We start from the raw sequence: 19,604 nt of genomic DNA on the forward strand, positions 1-19,604 counted from the left end.
GCAAACGTAGCCCTGCACCTGCGTTAGCGCCTCATCGTTCCAGCTCGATGCCCCGCAAACGCCGCTTTGTGTTGAAAGCCTCGATTTCCTCCAGCAAACTATTGGCCTGCTCAATCTCGCGTAGGGTATAAAAGTTGAGTGCGAAAGACACCCCCCAGATGACGAACAGCGTCCCGACCAGAAAGAAGTAAAGCACCGATTGCAGCACCACATTGGCGTTATCGATCGTAATGGCATCGGCGTAAAACACCCAGTCGAAGAAAGAAAACAAGAGGCTCCCGATGGCCGTATCGATCAGCCACATAGTAGGGATAGCCATGATTAGAATCATGATAAAGCTGTCGTAACTTCTCACCAGATTGGTGTACACGAAACGGAAGGTCTGCCGGATGTCTGCCTGCCCGGAATACCCTGTGTACGCGAAGGTCAGAGCAAAGGGAAGCGCCAGAAAAGCGAGTAACCCTGCCACCTCTCCACCAAAAGCCATAGATACGGAAATACCGAGGCAAACGAGGTAAAGAAATGCCTCAGAGCGCCAGTTGGCCGGCAAGAGTTCAATGTCGGAGGCTCTCCAGAACACCTCGAAAGCAAGACGGAGAAAGCCGTAGAGCCCACCGGCTACCAAGAGAAGATAAAGCAGCCCCCTGTTCCGTGAAAATGTGGTCAGTAATTCGTGGGCGTTGTGGAAATCGCCCCAGAATTCTCCGTCGAACACATAGCGGGTAGACGGAGCCGAGTTGTAAAAGAGGAAAGAAAACAGGGTGAACAGCAGCGTAATACCGGCCAGGCCGCCGAAGAGCAAGCCTGTGTTTTGGCGCAGAATCCTGAACACATCGGTCATGTTTTCTCCCGCATTCCGGATGAAGCCCAGCCTTATTTTTTTCTCAGTAATATCCCGGGTTCTGAGTGCTTCGGTTGTGGGCCGAAACGGCCTTGCCGCCACCGCTCTGGGGTACATCACATAGTACCACAAAATGAAAGCAAAACACAGCAGGATAAACAGGCCCCTGATGGCATCGGGCAACTCGGTATGCCGGGTGAGATACCCCTCCAGAAAACCGGCAATGATGAACAGCGGAACGGTACCCAGCATGATCTTGAGCCCGTCACGGGCAGATTCTTTGAACGCCTCGAAGCGGGAAAGCGTACCGGGAAACAACAAACCGCGCCCCATGGCCAGCCCCGCTCCGCCGGCGATCACGATGCTACTGATCTCCAGCGCGCCGTGGATCCAGATCGTCAGGAAGCTCTCCTGAAAGATGCCCTGATCGTAAAAGAAATACTGAAAGACCCCCAGCATCACGCCGTTGCGGATCAGTTGAACAATGGCCCCGACGGCAAAAAATGCACCAGATACAAAAGTTACCAGTGCCACCATGATGTTGTTGAGCGTAATCCGCAAAGACATCGAAAACGGCGAGGTCTGTTTGTACACCGCCATCGGGTCTCCCTTGGCAATGTTCTCCTGCGTCATATTCATGTACGCCTCGCCCATGATCGTTTCGGCAAAGCCGGGGTCGATCCGGTAACTGATGATGCCGATCAGCATCGCTATCACGAAGGTGACCAGCGAAATAAGCAGTGATCGCCGCTGGTTGTACACCACACGGGGTAATTCATCGGTCCAGAACGTGAAAAAACGCCCCGCCTCTCCCCTTCTGCCACGATATATCTGTAAGAAAGTACGCTGAGCAAGCGTATTGAGGTACACCCTCACCGAACGGTTGGGGTAAAAAGTGCGGGAATAAGACAGGTCATCTGTAGTATGGATATAGAGTTGTTTCAGCAACTCAGGGTCCTGTTCGTCACGCTCCAATGCCCGTTCGTAACGTTTCCACTTGTCTTTATTCTTTTCTATGAAATCGGTTTCCCGCATGCTGCAAGATACTGGATTACCCGAACAATTAAGCGTACATTTTCACATGATTAAGGCGCGGGCGCAGGTGCAGGGAATGTTTTTGCTCCGGTTACATCTATGTGGTCGGTTTTCAACATTCCGGTTGGGACGGTTACTTCCGAACGCAGCTGCTCTGCTCGCCCGAAAAGACGGCAAGCAGAGCCTGGCAGAACATTAAACGCTCCCTCTTAACGTTAAAGGCAGGTATACATCCCTGAAATCCACCTGATTTCAACTACCTTAACCAACCGAAACGGACCCCATAATTTATACATCATGATGAACTGCGCCACGCTTGGGCTGGAAGCTTATGTCCCTTCCGAAGAAGCCCCCTGGAATGTGGGCCGCGTCCAGCACCTCTACCGGCGTGCGGGCTTCGGCGCCCGCCCCGACGATATTGTCCAGGCCCTTACCGACGGCCCCGCTGCTACCGTTAACCGGCTCCTCGAGACCGCCATCACGCGCGAAAGCCGCCCCGACCCCGTCTGGGCAGATTGGGATTACGATGATTTCACCGCTAACGAAGTCGACGTATTCGAGAGCTTCATCTCTATTTACTTAGACTGGATCGACGACGCCATCGCTTACGGAGTACGCGAAAAACTCTCCCTGTTCTGGCAGAATCATCTCGTTGCTATTTACGAATCTCACAGCTGCCCAACCTATCAAGTAGAATACCTGAAACTGATCGACCAGTACGGCTTTGGGGATTACCGGGAATTCGTGAAGGAGATGACGAAGACCCCCGCCATGCTCTTCTTCCTCAATGGCTTCGAAAACACCAAAAACAACCCCAACGAAAACTACGCCCGCGAACTCTTCGAGCTCTTCACCCTGGGCGAAAACAACGGCTATACACAGGAAGACATCGTGGAAGCCAGCCGCGCCCTGACGGGCTGGAACGGATGGACAAGCTACTGCGGCGGCGTGGAATGGGCAGACTGGGGCTTCGATGATTCCGACAAAACGGTCTTTGGCCGTACCGGCAATTTTAATTACAGCACCCTCATCGACGTACTCTTCGAAGAACGCGGACAACTGATCGCCCGGTTTATCTGCGGTAAGCTTTACAACTACTACGTCAATACAGCCACCAACGAAGACGTGGTGGAAGCCATGGCCCAAACATTCATCGCCAACAACTTCCAGATAGCTCCCGTACTGCGGGAACTCTTCTCCAGCGCTCACTTTTTCGAAGCAGTAAACGTAGGAGTACTCATCAAGAGCCCGATGGAATTGATGGTTTCTTTCCTCCGGCAAGGAGACTTCGGAGATTTCCAGGACCGCAGGGGCTGGGGGCTGTGGGCGGTTGCCAACATGGGCCAGTACGTTGGCCACCCTACCGACGTGGCCGGATGGGCCGGAGACCGCGCCTGGATCGACTCAAACCGGCTCACCCTGCGTTGGGACTTTATCGACGGCTTCTCCTGGGCTGTTCATAATGCCGACCCAACAACATACCCCAACTTTGCCCGCCTCCTAACCTCCGACAGTAATTCGCCGGAAGTTATCGCCCGTACCATTGTAGATTACTTTGTCCCCCGCGGCTTAGTCAGTGAAATGGCGTACGAAACCGCAATTGGCGTCTTGAAATGGGACATCCCCTCCAACTATTACGACACCGGTGAATGGAATCTTTACTGGGACACTGCGTCCTGGCAGATTACCCTGCTGCTGCGCCACATCGGCCGCATGCCCGAAGCCCAACTCAACTAGGACTTCGCGCCGGCAGAAAGCCGGAGCTAACGTTACACTCATTTCGATCCATCCGGCCAAAGCCCTCAGGGCGAAGCCGTAAATTATAGTCCAAACATGGGACACAAAAACAACATCTCTTCCGGCAGTCGTAAGGGCGCAAAACTGTCCGACGGCCTTGCTCACGACCAGGACCACAGCCGCAGGAACTTCCTGCGCAACCTGGGTATCTTGGGCACATCCGGTTTTTTACTCAATAAACTCCCGGTAAACTCGCTCGCGATGTCACCTCTCACCGCTGCCCTGGCAGACGGTGACGAGAGCCGGGTGCTGGTCCTGATCCGGCTAAAGGGCGGCAACGACGGCCTCAACACCATCATCCCCATCCACGATTTCGGGACTTACCAAAGCTTACGCCCCGACATCCATATTCCCCGGGCCGATGCGGTAGACCTCACCTCTACCCTTTCTGTTCACCCCCAACTCGAGCCGCTCAGTACTCTGTGGAATGATGGCCAGATGCGGGTAGTACAAAACGTAGGTTACCCCGACCAAAGCCTTAGCCACTTCCGCTCATCCGATATCTGGGCAACAACTTCCGACGCCAGCGAGACGGTGAGCAGCGGGGTATTTGGCCGCTATCTCAACGATCTTTACCCAGACTTCCTGAGTGCTCCGCCGGAGACACCTCCGGCCATCCAGATTGGTGGCGTTGGCAATCTGTTGTTCAACAATTCCGATAATTTCAACTACGCCATTTCAACGGAGAACCCGACCCAGTTGTACGAAATTGCCCGTACCGGCCAGCTCTACGACGTTGAGGATGTACCTGAGTGCTCCTACGGCGAGCAACTAAGCTACATACGGGCGGTAGCCAATACCACCTTCCGTTATGCGGGCGTACTCGCAGAAGCTTTTGACGCGGGAGAGAACTCTGCCGAATACGAAAACGACCGACTGGGCGACCAACTCGCCCTCGTTGCCCGCCTCCTACGTGGCCAACTCGGCACCCGCCTTTTTGTAGTCGAACTCGACGGATTCGACACCCATGCGGGCCAGACCAACGCCCACGCCAACCTGATGAACAGTCTCAGCAAAAACGTGGCGGCCTTCTACGACGATCTCAGCGACGGGGGAATCGACGAAAGGGTACTCAGTATGACCTTCAGTGAATTTGGCCGCAGAGTATACCAAAACGGCTCGCAAGGAACCGATCATGGTGCCGCAGCACCGCTTATGCTGTTCGGCAAAGGTCTCAACGGAAACGGCGCAACGGGCGGCCTTGCCAACCTGCAGAATGCAAACAACGGAAACCTGAACTTCGAGGTAGACTTCAGGTCCGTTTACGCTACTGTACTGAGCAATTGGCTCTGCATTGACGCCGACCTCGTTGACAGCGTCATGGGGCAGCGGTTCGAAAGAATGGAAGACCTTGGCCTTTACTGCCAGGGGGTTACCAATACCCGGACGCCAGACCCTGCCACCACCATCGGCATGAAAGCTTATTTGAGCGGTGGCGACGTTGTCATCGACTACGACCTGCCCGCAGCCACTAACGTAGGGATTCACTTCTTCGACGTTTCCGGCCGAAAACTCAGTTCTCCCTTCCAGGGGCGCCGTCCGGCAGGACAGCAGTCGCAACGGGTAGCAATGAGCAGTGTTGGCTGGTCTTCCGGGGTTTACATCGTTAGCCTCGAAGTAAACGGACGACTCTACAGCAGCAAGCTCGGCTTTTTCAAGTAACCACCCCGGCGGGTAGCGTTGTCGACAATCACTTCATGTGAGCAGACAGTGCTACCCGCTTTTTTGAGGGCTGTTCAGTCCCGTAACTTCGGGTTGTTCTTGTGCCGCGTAGCATCCCTTCTGGTCTTTTTGTCCAGGTTTTTGCGCAAAGCATCGGTCAGGTCAACGCCGGTTTGGTTTGCGAGACAAATCAAAACGAAGAGTACATCCGCAAATTCATCTGCAAGGTCATCCTTTGCAGTATCCGCATCCTTGGGGTTCTTAAAAGACTGCTCTCCGTACATACGCGCCATCAGGCGGGCTACTTCTCCCGTTTCCTCCATCAGAATCGCCGTGTTCGTAAGCTCTCCGTAATACTTCACACCGATGGTTGTGATCCACTGGTCAACGATTCGCTGGGCTTCCGATAATTCCATGCTCTTTTTCTGTTTTTTTGCAGAAGCAAGGTCGGGTTTTCCCGACTTCTGCCCCGCCTTAGCACCTCTTTCCTGATAAAATTGAAGCTTTCTCACAAAAAACTGAAGAGACTAAAGAGCAAAATGCTTAAATAATTTTCACATTTTAAAAACACAAATGACTTACAATCAGTAACTAAACATCATTTTACATAAAAATGTGATTCACAAATAAGCAAATATGTTTTTCATTTCGCTCAATTCCTGCTGCATATTTGTATCATCGGAGGGAGAAAGCTCCCAAAATCCGATAAGAAATATGTTCATGGGATTATGATTTATAAGTGGCGTCGTCCTGGCAGTTGAGTTGGGACGACGACCCTTTTTTCGAGCTACACACTCACACGCTTAGAGAACACCCACAAAAAAAGCCGGGCCCAACGGGGGCACCGGCTGTATACATTCATGGGATCAAAACAAAAAGCACTAAAGATGTTCCGAAGGTAGGTCGTTTTAACGTACGATGCAAACCTCGAACTAAGAATTTTCGTGAGATTATGATGTAGCCCCTCCGGATTATGGTTCCGGTGGGGCCTTTTTGTCGTTTTACATCCGCTTAATAGCTGCTTATCAACTTGAATTCATTATTGTTCAACGACACCGTATCTCCATCTTTTTTTCCCTTCAGGGCCTGGAACAGCGGGCTTTGGGTAGAAATTCCACGGTAAGACTTACCTTCTACGGTGAACTCATCGGCAGGTACGGCAACAAAAAAGTTGCCCTGATCCGTTTCGATTACATCACCCAGTTGTACTTCCACCGTTGGCTCGATCGAGTCCAGTCCCGTAAGAATATTGATATCCCGTTGTAACGCTTCGACTACAGAGGCCCGTGCTTCCACCCGGTTGAGGGCCTGACCGGTTTTACCGCCCTGGAACTGACCATCTCCGTTTTCATTCGATTGTTCGGCACTTTCGACTTCAGATTCCTGCATAGCCATCATGTTTTTATAGGAGGCTTCCTTTTCTTCCAGCAGGTGAGCAATGATGGCTTTCTTTGTTGAGGCTTTTTCGGCGGTTGACATAATAGATTGGTTGTTGAGTTGGGTAGTTACTTCTCCTGTGGAGTTCCGTGTATACCCGATAAATATTAATGATTCAGGCTTCGCAGCCTGTCGATAATACGTAAACGCCCCATCTGATGTTTGATGTTCGCACAAGCTGTACCAACCGGAGGCAAATCCTGCAATAAGCGAACAATTCGAAACCGCCCTACCTTATATCTACGTAAGTCAGTTGTACGAAACTGCAGGTAAGATATTCAGATGCGAAGCCTTATAAACCATCTTCCATCGCCGGTTCTAAAACGAAATTGCCAACCTTCAGTGAAACCGAGGTAGCGTTCATTTTAGAACAGTTACCCCTCGAGTGACACACCATAATCACGAGCGTTTTTACTGATTCGTCGGTAAGCTCAAGATCTAAGGTCATGTCTTTTGCTGGGTTTTTGGTTAATGTTCGGGCAAGTCAGCTAAGCTGGCTTGCCTTTTTTGTTGAAGGCCATCCCCTTCTCATGAAACCTGCTTTGCACCTGCGTACGCGCCCCTTCAAACTTCTTATTACCTCTGCCTTGCCGCCCACTTTATGTGTCGCGCAATTCGATCGTCCGCCAGCAGGGCTTCCCGGGTATTGAAATTGCGGGCCAACTCTTTTTCGTCCGGTATGATCCGGTGGATACCCTTATGGCACGTTCGGCAAACGCTGATCCGGCGGTGCACCATTTCCTCCTTCGTAAAAAGCTTGCGGAAGTATTTCTTTCCGTGCACGGCCCGCGGAATCAAGTGGTGCTCCGTCAGAGGCTTCTCCCTGGCGCATAGTTCGCATTGGCCCGCCGGACCTTTCAGGTTGTTGGTATAATTTTTCCCTTTGCGCGGCACTTTGAAGCGAATTATTGAAGGATCAGAAGTTTGTTTGCTTTCCGGCTCCGGAAAACATCGTCACTATTCTAACGGCTGCGGGCCAGGGTAAAGTTCCCTGGTCCGTCCTTCCCATTTGCTAGTGGGCTTCGAGCCAGTTGTCTCCCATATCCGTTTCCACAACGATTGGAACGGAGAGGTCAGGGATTGCTTCACGCATGAGTTGTTCGATGATCGGCACAACGCGGTCGACTTCGTCTTTGGGCGCATCGAACACCAATTCATCGTGCACCTGCATAATCATCTTGGTTTTAAACGCTCCTTCCTTCAGTGCTTTATCGATCCGGATCATGGCCACCTTGATCATATCTGCGGCCGTTCCCTGAATAGGCGTGTTCATTGCCATCCGCTCAGCGATGGAGCGGGTCAGGCCGCTCTTGGAGTTGATGTCGCGCAGACCACGTTTACGCCCCAGCAGCGTCATGGCGTAGCCTTCTTCGCGGGCAGTTTCCACGCTGGTGGCCATGAATTGCTTCAGGCCGGGGAAGCGTTCGTAGTAATTCTTGATCAGCTCCGAAGCCTCTTTTCGCGTTATTTCCAACTGCTGCATCAGGCGGGTAGCCCCGGCCCCGTAGAGAATGGCAAAGTTGATCGTTTTGGCCTGGTTACGCTGGTGACGGGTTACTTCCTCAAACGGAACGTCGAAGACGAGTGCAGCGGTGGCGGTGTGGATATCACGACCTTCCTGGAAGGCATCTACCATACCCTTATCGCCGCTTAAAGCGGCGACCAGGCGTAGCTCAATCTGGCTGTAATCGGAAGCGATGAGCGTATGGTTCTCGTCGGTCGGCACAAAGGCTTTCCGTATTTCAGCGCCCTGCGGAGTACGCATCGGGATGTTCTGCAGGTTCGGGTTTGAGCTCGAAAGACGCCCCGTTGCAGCTACCGTTTGGTTAAAGCTGGAGTGAACACGGTCGGTTTCTTTATTGACCAGCAGAGGCAAAGCGTCTACATAAGTGCTCAGCAGTTTAGTCAAACTCCGGTAACGAAGAATTTTTTGTACGATCGGGGCTTCTCCCGCGAGATCCAGTAAAGTAGCTTCATCAGTTTTAAACTGCCCGGTGGCAGTTTTCTTGCCTTTGTACGGCAGCTCCATGCGTCCGAACAGGATCTCTCCGATCTGCTTCGGCGAGCCGATGTTGAAAGGAGACCCGGCTTCGTCGTAGATCTCGTTTTGCAGACCCTGGATTTCTCCGCTCAACGTTTTGCTGTACTCTTCCAGGAAAGGCACATTGAGTTTCACACCGTTCAGCTCGATATTTTTAAGCACGGGGATGAGCGGAGCCTCGATGGTTTCGTAGAGTTCCACCAGTCCTTCTTCTTCCAGTTCCGGCCATAATGCTTTGTAGAGGCGCAGGGTTATGTCCGCGTCTTCGCAAGCGTAGTCCACTACTTTATCGACGGACACATCGCGCATCGTAAGTTGCTTTTTCCCCTTACCGATCAGGGTCTCGATCGGGACGGGCTTGTAGTTCAGGTACTCCTCGCTGAGGAGGTCCATTTTGTGGCGCTTATCGGGGTGTAGCAAGTAGTGCATCACCATCGTGTCCAGCAACTTCCCCTTCACCGGAGCCCCGTAGCGCTCCAACATCGTGAGATCGTACTTGATGTTCTGGCCCACTTTCTCGGTGTTTTCATCAGCGAGCAATTCGGCGAATTCAGCTACGATGGCTTCGGCACCGGGCCGGTCGGCCGGCACGGGAACATAGTAAGCTTCTCCCTCTTTCCAGCTGAAGCTCAGGCCCACCAACTCGGCCGAGGTGGCATCTACACTTGTTGTTTCGGTATCGAAAGCGTATAGTTTTTGCTGCTTCAACTCCGCAATCAGTGCTGCACGTTCTTCGGGGGTTTCTATTTTTTTGTAGACCTGCTCGGTGTTACCGATGTGATTGTCGGCCAGGGCGTGAGCGGCGGGTTTAGCGTAGCGGCTTCCCTTTTTCGCTGCGCGGCTTCCTGCGGAGGTGGGCGCGGCCGCGGGTGCCGGGTCGGCTGATGGAGCAAAGAGGTTCCCCTGAGCACCAGCCTTGCTGGCGGGTTCGTCTTTCACCCCCAGAATATCGTTGGCGATACTGCGGAATTCGAGTTCGCGGAAGATATCGGTCAGGTGCTCCCGGTCGAAGTTCTCGATCCGGTAGGCTTCTTCGTGGAAGGTTACTCCCGGTACGTCCGTAATGATGGTAGCCAGTTTTTTACTCTGGAGAGCCTGCTCCCTGAACTCCCGCAGGCGCTCCTGGTTTTTGCCCTTTATCTCATCCGTACTGTCCAGCAGTACTTCCATGCTACCGAACTGTTTGATGAATTTCTCAGCCGTCTTTGGCCCGATGCCGGGTACACCGGGGATGTTGTCTACTTTATCCCCGATCAGGCCGAGCATATCGATGACCTGCTCAGGATGTTCGATGCCCCATTTGGCCTTGATTTCTTCTACGCCGAGGATGTCAATCCCGTTGCCCATCCGACTGGGCTTGTACATATAAATGTCCTCCTCTACCAACTGGCCGTAGTCCTTATCGGGGGTAACCATGTAAACCTCGAAGCCTTCGCGGGCGGCCTGCTTGGCCAGCGTTCCGATCACGTCGTCTGCTTCGTAATTATCGATGATGATGATCGGGATATTGAACCCCTGCAGAATCTGGTGGACATACGGGAAGGCCACTACAATGTCGTCCGGAGTTTCTTCGCGGTTGGCCTTATAGTCTGAAGCTATTTCGTTACGAAAGGTCGGTCCACTCGGGTCGAACACTACCGCGAGGTGAGTGGGGTTCTGGTTTTTCATCAGGTCCCACAGCGTCCGGGTAAATCCGAACATAGCCGATGTGTTCACCCCCTTACCATTGATCATGGGCCGGTTAATGAATGCAAAGTGAGCACGGTAGACGAGCGCGTGGCCGTCGAGAAGGAATAGTTTTTTATCGTTGGTATCGGACATGGGGCTAAGGTACGGTTTGGGGTGTGGATTTTTGAGAAAGAGGTGGGATGGCAAGAAAGGGGTAGCAATTGATTTTGATTGCTTACTACTAAACTCGACAGGCGAACTTTTTCGCTTTAGCTAAGACAGCGACTTGTACTAAGAGTTAGTAATGTCGTTTTCTGTAAGTTGTATCATCATTTGTTCGAGCGAAAAAGGATTCGACTGGCGAGTTTAGATTCTAAGGCTGGCAACTGATTCGGACATCAAACCGTTCACCAATAAACATCCTATTATATCTTCTACTGACGCTTTAGCAGACATCCTGCCGAGAGTTAAGAATGCAATTCTAAACATCGTCCCATACGCAGAGATCATCCTCTTTGGTTCTCGTGCGCGTGGGAACTACCGGCCTGATTATGACTGGGATTTTTTAGTCGTTATGGATGAAGCAAGAAACAGCAGGCTCAAAATCTACCAATGAAATTCATCTCGTTTTTAGTCATCTTTTTCGGTCTAAGCACCGCCCTGTTCGCCCAGCCGATAAACAACTACTCTTCCCCCACCAGCGCGCACCAACTCGTTGCCGGAACGAATATTTACCTCATCCCCCCTACCGACTTTTCGGTAAGCGAGAACTTCACTGGCTTTCAAAACCCGGAAGACCCAACCGCCATGATTATGGTGACATCCATACCCGGACCATTCGATCAGATTTCGGCGGGCTTCACGAAAGAAATGCTGGCCAGTAGAGGAATGACGCTAAATAAAAAACAAGAAGCGACCGTTGCCGGAATAGGTGCACTCTACGTAGAATTAGATCAATACTCTCAGGGGCTGACTTTCACTAAGGCAATACTTATTTACGGAGACGCTACTGAAACAACTCTGATAAACGGCGTTTCGGTAAAAGATTCAGTTGCCCTCGGCGCCAGCATCCGGGAGAGTGTACGCTCCGCTGTAATTGGCGACGTAACCAGTGCAGACCCACAGTCGCGGCTCTCCTTCACGGTGGATGAGTCGGCGGGGAACCTGCAGTTTGCATCGGTTATTGGCAACAGCCTGTTACTTACCCGAGACGGGAAGGTCCAGACCGAAAGCGAAGACCGTGCGACACTAATCATTGATCGTTCTTATAACACTCAGGAGATAGAAGATAAAGAAGCCTTCACGACGTTACGGCTGGCCACCCTGCCCGGGAAATACAAGGCTGCATCTGAGGAATACCCACGTAAAGTCGAACTGGCAGGTATGAGCGGCTATGAGATTTTTGCCACAGGAGCTGATAAGGAAGAGACTGCTCACCTGACGATACTCTTCAGAAAAGAGGGTGGCTATTTCATTTTCCTCGCAACTTATCTCACCGGCTCAACTCAGGCGCAGGCAGACATTGAGGCGATACTTGAAAGCTTCAGGGTAAAATAACCCAGGGATACAGACTCTTCTAAAAGAGCAACAAGTCCCCCCAAAAAAAAACAGGCCGTACTAAAAGCACGGCCAGTGGACACAAAAGGGCTACAAAATACTCAGGAGATAAAATTGGTTTTAAATGACCAGGGAATGAAGCTATCTATTCTGGTTAACAATTCACTGCTGCAAAGATCACCGTCAAGTGTTAAGCCTGGGTTAGAATCGCATTAAGGTTGTGATCGCTGAAAAGTATTTGGCCAGCCTCTTGTCGGCAATCATGCTTTATTCACATTATTGCACCTGCGGCCGCGCCGGAAATTGAACATAAATGCCTGGCAACAACTTCTCTTTGCAAGCCTTCCTAAATGTTCGATAGCCATTTCTGACTATCGTCCCTCAAACCTGATGATTCAATGAATGAGCTCACCCCCGAACGTCTTTTCGACCTCGAAATCCGCGAAAGGAAAGAATACGCTGCAGGCCTGGAAGCCGTAAAAATCAGCATGCAGCACGTAGAAGAGTATATGCACTTCGGTGAAGGCATGCGTACTTTGCTCAAATTGAATCAAAAAAGCGGATTCGACTGTCCCGGCTGCGCCTGGCCAGACCCAGATGGACGCCGAAGCCCAGTCGCTGAATACTGCGAAAACGGCGCAAAGGCCATCGCTGAAGAAGCTACCAATATGCGCGTTACGCCGGAATGGTTCGCCCGGCACTCCATCGACGAGATGGGAGCAATGACTGATTTCGATCTGGGAAAATCCGGCCGCATCACCCAACCGATGTACCTCGCCCCCGGCGCAACCCACTACGCACCCGTGAGCTGGGACGACGCGTTCAAAACCATCGCCGAAGAACTCAACGGGCTCGATTCGCCGGACGAAGCCACTTTTTACACCTCCGGCCGCGCCAGCAACGAAGCGGCCTTCCTCTACCAGCTCTTCGTGCGTCAGTACGGCACCAACAACCTTCCCGATTGCTCCAACATGTGCCACGAAAGCACCGGAACTGCCCTGAGCGAAGTGATCGGAATCGGTAAAGGCACCACTACGCTGGAAGACCTCCACGAGGCCGACCTCATTATCGTAGTTGGCCAGAACCCGGGCACTAATCACCCCCGGCAACTTTCTGCGCTCGAGAAATGCAAGAAGAACGGAGGGCGCATCATCAGCATCAACCCCCTTCCGGAAGCGGGGCTGATGCGCTTCATCGATCCGCAAAACCCACTGGAGATCCTCAAACGGGGCACTTCGCTCACCGACCTTTTCCTGCAAGTCAGGATCAACGAAGACATGAGCCTCGTGCGCGCCATCTGCAAGATCCTCTGGGAAGAAGAAAAGAAAGCACCAGGTACCGTTTTCGATCAGGAATTCATCGAAACACACACCGCCGGCTACGCCGACTGGACAAAAATGCTTGACGACACCAACCTCACGGAATGCATCGACGCCAGTGGTGTTTCTGCCGCCGAGGTTTACGAAGCCGCAGGAATGATCCACGGCTCCCAAAAAATCGTGCTCTGCTACGCAATGGGGTTAACGCAGCACGAGAACTCCGTTGACGTCATCAAAGAAATGATTAACCTGCTCCTCCTCAAGGGAAGCATCGGAAAAACAGGCGCGGGCATCTGCCCCGTCCGGGGCCACTCCAACGTACAGGGCGACCGTACCGTTGGCGTTTGGGAAAAACTGAAGCCTGAACTCCGGGATGCACTGAAAGCCAACTTCAACTTCGAACCTCCGGCAGAAGACGGTTACGACGTCGTCAACAGCATCAAAGCAATGCACAAAGGCAAGGTAAAGGTGTTCTTCGGCCTCGGCGGGAACTTTGTTTCTGCAACACCCGACACAACCTATACAGCCGATGGTTTACGGCAGTGCAACCTGACCGTTCACATCAGTACCAAGCCCAACCGAAGCCACGTTGTACACGGCAAAAGGGCGTTGATCCTGCCGTGTCTGGGCCGTACGGAGAAAGACATCCGCGCCACGGGCGAGCAATTCGTGAGTTGCGAAAACTCGATGGGCGTAGTGCAGATGAGCAAGGGCATACTGGAACCGAAGAGCCCGCACCTGCGCAGCGAGGTCGCCATTATCTGCGGCGTTGCCGCAGCAACACTAGGCGATAAAAGCACCGTAGACTGGACAGCTATGGCTAATGACTACGATACTATCCGTGACGCCATCGCAAGTTGTGTAAAGGGCTTTGAGCGGTACAACGAAAAAGTCCGCGAACCCGCAGGTTTTTACCTTCCCAACGGGCCCCGCAACCGTAACTTCGGCACCGCAGATGGCAAAGCACACTTCACCGTATCGGCTCTCAGTAACCACCGTTTAGAAACTGGTGAATACCTGATGATGACCGTCCGCAGCCACGATCAGTACAACACCACGATCTACGGCATGCACGATCGCTACCGCGGCATCCACAACGAACGCCGCGTAGTGATGATGAACGAAACAGACATGGCAAAAGCCGGCCTGAAGACCGGCGACAAGGTAGACCTGACGAGTGAGTACGACGGAGAGGTTCGCCACGCCCGTCTCTTCCAGGTTGTCCCGTATTCTGTCCCCTCCGGCAACATTGCAACCTACTTCCCGGAGGCAAATACACTGGTCCCGATTACGCGGACGGCGCGGAAGAGTAATACGCCGATTAGTAAGTCGGTACGGGTCAAGATCAACAGGAGGGAGGAATCTCAGGCGCGTACGCAGGTGCAGTAAGCGTTAGCGGGCTTCAATCTTTTTCCTAAGGGCCAGACTATTCCCTTCACCCTATCCCGAAATCCCCATCTTTACGCCCGGAATACCAATTTCAACCAGTTACATGAAACTCGCCATCTTCGTCTCCGGCGGCGGCTCCAACGCCCGCACCATCATTGATCGTTTCCAGGCCAACCCCGAATACGGGGTAGAGGTCGTTCTTCTCGTAAGCAACAAAGCGAAGGCTAGCGCACTGATGATGGCCGCCGAACGCGACGTTCCCACTCTGGTCGTGAAGCGCAATTCCTTTTACGAATCCGAAGAGCTGCTGGCGGACCTCGAAGCTTTCAAGGTAGACTTCATCGCCCTGGCCGGTTTCCTATGGCTCATCCCGCCGTACCTCGTGCGGGCCTTCCCAAACCGGATGCTGAACATCCATCCCGCCCTACTCCCAGCCTACGGCGGGAAGGGCATGTACGGCGCCAATGTTCATAAAGCCGTAAAGGCCAACGGAGAGCTGGAAAGCGGCATAACCATTCATTACGTCAACGAAGCTTACGACGAGGGCGATTACGTTTTCCAGGCAGCCGTGCGGCTCGACCCGGAAGACACTCCGGAGAAGATCGCCAAACGGGTGCTACGCCTTGAGCACGGAAACTACTGGCGGGTGCTACGCCAACTGGCGGCCCCTCCGCAGAAATAGTAAAACAGCGCCCAGGCCAAGCACACCAAGGGCCCAGGGCCACCGCACACCGGCCCTGCGACCGAGATCGATGGCCATGTCCGGGCCATAATATACCAGCCCTGCCCAATAATACGGATGCCCGAAAGCGGGGTTGGTCACCTCGTCCCGGTACCGGGTACCGGCTGCGCTGAGCGCCGCCGAAGGGCCCTTGCCTGCGGCCAGTTCATCGTACATCCCGTTGAGCAGATCGGCGGTCGCTCCGTCGTTGATCGACCACAGGCTCATTGCAATACCCGGCGCTCCGCGCCGGGCGAAGCCCCGGCCGAGGCTGGCCACGCCTTCTCCGTAGAGCGCCTCGCCCAGACCCGTCTCGCAGGCCCCCACCACCACCAGGTCTGCGCTGAAATTATGTGCCGTAAGCTGTTCGGCTGAGTACCTGGGGTTGACAGCATCGTGCAGCAGGAAGCTCCCCCCTTCGTCGAGGTATGCGTGTGTCCCCAGATGGATCAGGCTATAATCGTCTACTTTTTCCCGGAAGGCAGCTGCGTTGGCAGCTGCGTTTACCAGCGTATCGGTCGGGAAAACACCGGCAAGGTGCCGAAGGGTACGCAGCGTTGCCGGAAGCTCCAGCTTGCGGGGCAAAACATCCCCTCCGGTTAGATGAGCAACCGGCGCAAGCGCCAACGCACGGCCATTGCCCCGGCCCCGTTGCTGCTTCGCTACGTCGAGCAGTTGAACAGAGAAAGCATAGTGAATGTCGTAGGAACGCGCAAGCCAGGGCCAGTACTGGTAGCTGTCTCCCGGTGATGGAGCCTCTCTGAGCAAAGCACCGAATGGCAACAGGTAAAGGTCGCCGTCGGGCACAATGGTAAGTGCACCGTTGGCCGGCAACTCAAGCGGAACGACCAACTGCTGGTAGAGGTTGGATGCACTTTGTGCAGAAAAATCCTCCCCTGGTGTCAGCAAACTGGCGCGAAACAGCCGGAGGTCTTCTTCCCAGGCCGATGGCGGAGCCAGCTCTATAAATTCCAGCCCACGATCAGCAGCCCATACAAGGGCTACAGTTTGGTCTTTGCCAACGAAGAACTCAATCAGGGTACGGTTCCCGATGATGTATCCCAATTGGGCCGGATCTGGCGGCGGACTCCCGACCCGGGCCGCAGCATAAGCGGGAAAAGCCGCAAATACGCTATCCTGCAAACTACGAAAGCGCAGGCTTTCGGCTGTGCTACTGCCCGGACGACGGGAACTGGCGACGGCGGCCTGCAGTCGTTCCAAAACATCTTCCGGCAAGTGGTCTTCAGCGCGGGTAGCGCTGAGTTCATCCAGCAACAGGCGGGCACGGGCCTTCTCGAGAAAGTAGAACATGGAGACGGGGTCACCCGCTGCTTTAGCTATATCAATGGCTTCCTCGTAGAGTTTTCGTGCATCGGCTCTCCAGTATGTGCGGGTATCTTCCAGTAACTGATTCTGGCGCATTCGGTCCAGCAGTTCGTCGGCGCGGCGGTAAGTTGCCAGCGCGTATTCGTAGTGTTCGGTGTCCCCGCGCTCAGCAATAGCCCGGTGCGCCCGGGCTTTATCGCTCAGATAGATCAGCAGGTCGAGGTGGCCTTCCGTCATTTGCCCGACGGAGGGGTTAACCAGCGCCGATGCCGGTTTGAAATCCGGCAGGCGCCAGGACAGGGCTTTGCTGGCGTAATGAAGTGCCGAGTCCGGCTTCCCCAGAGAGAGCATCAGGGTTGAGATGTTGTCGTAGTCGGTAGCAACTGCTTTATCGGGAGGGACAAGTTCTTCCACTTCTTCTGCCGCCAGTGCGCTGCGGTAATATGCGAGTGCCCGTTCGGGTTGCCCCATTCGGCGGTAGGTCAGGCCCAGGTTGGTCAGAATTGGTGCCCGTTCCCATCCTTCTACGCCCAGCTGATCCGCAATCACTTCTGCCTTTTTCAACTGATGAATGGAAGCCTCGTAGTTACCAACATCGCTGTAAGCCCAGCCGCTTTGGTAAAGGGCCTGCATTATCTGGGCGTCGGTATCGTCGTACTCTTCGAATAAAGAGACGGCCTCTTCCAGTAAGCCGATAGCGGCCCGGGCACCTTCCTGGCTGTTTTTATCCAGCTGCAACAGCGCCGCTCCCTGCTTCAGCATTGCGGCGGAGTAGCCGTCGTCGTTGAAGGGTGGCAACTTCGCTGCGGCACTGAACGCCCGTTCCCCGGCGGGGAAGCGCCCCATGGCACCGTAATTAGACGCAAGTTGAAACAGCGCAACCCCTTCCTTCCGGTTAGGTGCACGGTCAATCACCATGGTGTAGTAATCATTGGCTTCGCTGTAGTTACCCATCGTGCTGAGGTAACTCCCAATGTTGAACGCGGATACCAGCAAACCATCCATATGCACCTGCTCGTCCGTTTGCCGCAACATCAGCGCCTGCCTGGTTGCGTCTACCGCCAGTTGGTAGACGCCTCCGGCATACGCCCGGCGTCCCGCCTGGTGGAGAAGATAAGACTTCCTGCTTACAGAATCATTAGGATAGTTTTCCGCCAACCGCAACAGCGAGTCGTATTCCGTCCTGGCTAGCGGATCTTCCCATTCTTCCTGGGCGGTTAGCATTACAGTACAAAGCAAGCACAGCCCGAGCAGGGCTGGTCTCAGCAAGGTGAATTTCATAGGTGATGGACTTTCCCCGGTAATCTCCGGCAGGGAAAGTTACTCAGGAAAAGGGAAACACCCAGAAATTACGGGGGCTCTACGGCAAAACAATCCAGTTAAAAACCCGGTAGGGCACCATCGTCCCCAGGTAAGCCACACTAGCAGCGGCCCCCTGCGCATTGATCTCGTTGAGTAAGTTGGTTCGTAGTATTACAGGGCCGTCTCCGGGGTGAAGGTGCCTGTAGTGGGCTGCTAAAGCGGTAGCTAAAGGCGCTGCTACGGAAGTTCCTGTTTTTCGCCCCACGTTATTCGGAATATTGAAATAACTCGGCACCAGTGCGGTAACGTTGGTTCCTCTTGCCGCCACAAAGTCCATACCCGGCACCAGCGGAGCTGAGCGAAAATTTGTTCTGCGCCAGAGATTAGTTCCACTACCTGTTTGGGAAGCAGAGACAAAGAGGATACTGCGCAATGGATTCGTCTCCAGCGCAAACTCACTGGGATAATGCTTTGTAGTGGAGAGCTCCTTCCTGAAATTACCCGCAGAGGTAACCGTTGCAACTCCTCTGGCCTGGGCATAAGCGAAAGCTTTCTGAAGAATAGCATCACGTTCCCCGTAGAAGCCCCAGCTGGCGTTGATGACGTCAGCCTTGTGGTAAGCGGCGTACGCTACTGCGCAGGACGCGTGGAAGGTAGTACCTACGCCCGCCTGGTCCAGCATTTTCACCGCCATAAAGCGGTAGTTTACGTCGGGGGCGTAGCTGGTCAACTGACTCGCAATACCACTGGCGACGTGCGTACCGTGCGAATGATCATCGAGGGGAGCATTGTCATTGTTGATGAAGTCCCATCCAAACAGATCTCCATCGAGGCAAAAGGGATCGTTGGGGTCGTCAGGAGAATTGTTTTCCCATAAATAAAGCGGTCCATGACCTTTCGTGGTTTGGGGGTGCTGAAAGTAAGGGTCGATACCCGTATCCAATACGGCTACGGTCACCGGCAAAGCCGGCTTGCCACTCGGTACGACGGCAAAATTGGGTGGCAGGTTATTGAACGGAGTGTTGGCCTCCAACTGGTTGAGTCCCGGAATTATGTAGTAGTTCGGTTCCACTTCCTCCTGACCGATTGCCTGGGCTACTTTCCGGCTTCCGCCTTTGCCCTTTTCTTCGCCGCCCAGCGGAGTTACGTGAATGTTGTAAATCCTGAAATCATCCGAACAACCGCATTCTCCCAGTACGGACACGTTACCTGCTCCGTACAGGTTTCTGAGTTTCGTGAGGTCCGCCGAAAAGTCACTCGCAGCACTGGCTCCTTCGTAGCGCAAGGTGTACTGGCCCCGGGCCCAGGCGGCGTTGCCAGCACGACCGGCAGGGTACCCCAGTTCCGTCAGGCGGGACTGTATCCTGTTGTAGATTTCCTGGTAATCATCGTTGGTAATCGGAGGATCATTTTGCGTCGGTACGGGCTGAGCGATCAGCGTTGCAGCACTGCAAAGTGAAAGAAGCAGAAAGAGGAAAAAGCGCATAACAGAGTAAAATTGAAGGGATG

13 protein-coding genes are annotated in these 19,604 nt (G+C 53.5%); 6 read left to right on the forward strand and 7 right to left on the reverse strand.

The genetic code is table 11. From position 1 onward, the window contains the following. Window positions 1-31 precede the first annotated feature (31 nt). On the reverse strand, window positions 32-1,876 hold the full coding sequence (locus tag FUA23_RS08465) for a stage II sporulation protein M (RefSeq protein WP_147930297.1): 1,845 nt from the start codon (window positions 1,874-1,876) through the stop codon (window positions 32-34). A gap of 297 nt (window positions 1,877-2,173) precedes the next feature. On the opposite strand from FUA23_RS08465, the gene FUA23_RS08470 reads away from it, so the two are divergent. Further along, window positions 2,174-3,613 carry a DUF1800 domain-containing protein gene (locus tag FUA23_RS08470; RefSeq protein ID WP_147930298.1) on the forward strand — a complete coding sequence of 480 codons (1,440 nt, stop codon included), beginning with the start codon at window positions 2,174-2,176 and terminating at the stop codon, window positions 3,611-3,613. A 96-nt stretch (window positions 3,614-3,709) separates the two neighbouring features. Then, entirely contained in the window at window positions 3,710-5,335 is a 1,626-nt protein-coding gene (locus tag FUA23_RS08475) for a DUF1501 domain-containing protein (protein ID WP_147930299.1), read from the forward strand. A 74-nt stretch (window positions 5,336-5,409) separates the two neighbouring features. Here FUA23_RS08475 and FUA23_RS08480 read toward each other — a convergent pair whose 3' ends face one another. From FUA23_RS08480 to polA, 4 genes are all read right to left on the reverse strand, one after another. After that, on the reverse strand, window positions 5,410-5,751 hold the full coding sequence (locus FUA23_RS08480; protein ID WP_147930300.1) for a nucleotide pyrophosphohydrolase: 342 nt from the start codon (window positions 5,749-5,751) through the stop codon (window positions 5,410-5,412). A 595-nt stretch (window positions 5,752-6,346) separates the two neighbouring features. Continuing rightward, window positions 6,347-6,814: a hypothetical protein gene (locus FUA23_RS08485; protein WP_147930301.1), complete on the reverse strand. Its 468-nt coding sequence runs from the start codon at window positions 6,812-6,814 to the stop codon at window positions 6,347-6,349. Window positions 6,815-7,064: 250 nt separating this feature from the next. Further along, the gene (locus tag FUA23_RS22260; protein ID WP_187270940.1) at window positions 7,065-7,220 is read right to left on the reverse strand and encodes a hypothetical protein; all 156 of its coding nucleotides are present in this window, start codon (window positions 7,218-7,220) and stop codon (window positions 7,065-7,067) included. A 564-nt stretch (window positions 7,221-7,784) separates the two neighbouring features. Continuing rightward, window positions 7,785-10,634 carry a DNA polymerase I gene (gene polA, locus FUA23_RS08495; protein WP_147930302.1) on the reverse strand — a complete coding sequence of 950 codons (2,850 nt, stop codon included), beginning with the start codon at window positions 10,632-10,634 and terminating at the stop codon, window positions 7,785-7,787. Between the two features lie 304 nt (window positions 10,635-10,938). Here polA and FUA23_RS23090 point away from each other — a divergent pair, with 304 nt between their 5' ends. The 4 genes from FUA23_RS23090 to purN all read left to right on the forward strand — a co-directional run bounded on the left by FUA23_RS23090 (window position 10,939) and on the right by purN (window position 15,428). Next, window positions 10,939-11,097, forward strand: a complete 159-nt coding sequence (locus FUA23_RS23090; RefSeq protein ID WP_406603407.1) for a nucleotidyltransferase domain-containing protein — start codon at window positions 10,939-10,941, stop codon at window positions 11,095-11,097. Further along, window positions 11,094-12,038 (forward strand): hypothetical protein, encoded by a 945-nt coding sequence (locus FUA23_RS08505; protein ID WP_147930303.1) that lies wholly within the window; start codon window positions 11,094-11,096, stop codon window positions 12,036-12,038. Before FUA23_RS23090 ends, FUA23_RS08505 begins: the two co-directional genes overlap by 4 nt. Window positions 12,039-12,436: 398 nt before the next feature. Beyond that, window positions 12,437-14,746, forward strand: a complete 2,310-nt coding sequence (locus FUA23_RS08510) for an FdhF/YdeP family oxidoreductase (protein WP_147930304.1) — start codon at window positions 12,437-12,439, stop codon at window positions 14,744-14,746. Between the two features lie 103 nt (window positions 14,747-14,849). Next, window positions 14,850-15,428 (forward strand): phosphoribosylglycinamide formyltransferase, encoded by a 579-nt coding sequence (gene purN / locus FUA23_RS08515; protein WP_147930305.1) that lies wholly within the window; start codon window positions 14,850-14,852, stop codon window positions 15,426-15,428. Here the strand turns inward: purN and FUA23_RS08520 are convergent. Further along, a complete protein-coding gene (locus tag FUA23_RS08520) occupies window positions 15,396-18,074 on the reverse strand; it encodes a CHAT domain-containing protein (RefSeq protein WP_147930306.1) in 2,679 nt (892 codons plus the stop codon). The two genes, purN and FUA23_RS08520, sit on opposite strands and share 33 nt — an antisense overlap. A 79-nt stretch (window positions 18,075-18,153) precedes the next feature. Then, window positions 18,154-19,581, reverse strand: a complete 1,428-nt coding sequence (locus tag FUA23_RS08525; protein WP_147930307.1) for a S8 family serine peptidase — start codon at window positions 19,579-19,581, stop codon at window positions 18,154-18,156. Window positions 19,582-19,604: the final 23 nt, after the last annotated feature.

This window comes from Neolewinella aurantiaca, from assembly GCF_008014675.1.
Lineage (GTDB): Bacteria > Bacteroidota > Bacteroidia > Chitinophagales > Saprospiraceae > Neolewinella > Neolewinella aurantiaca.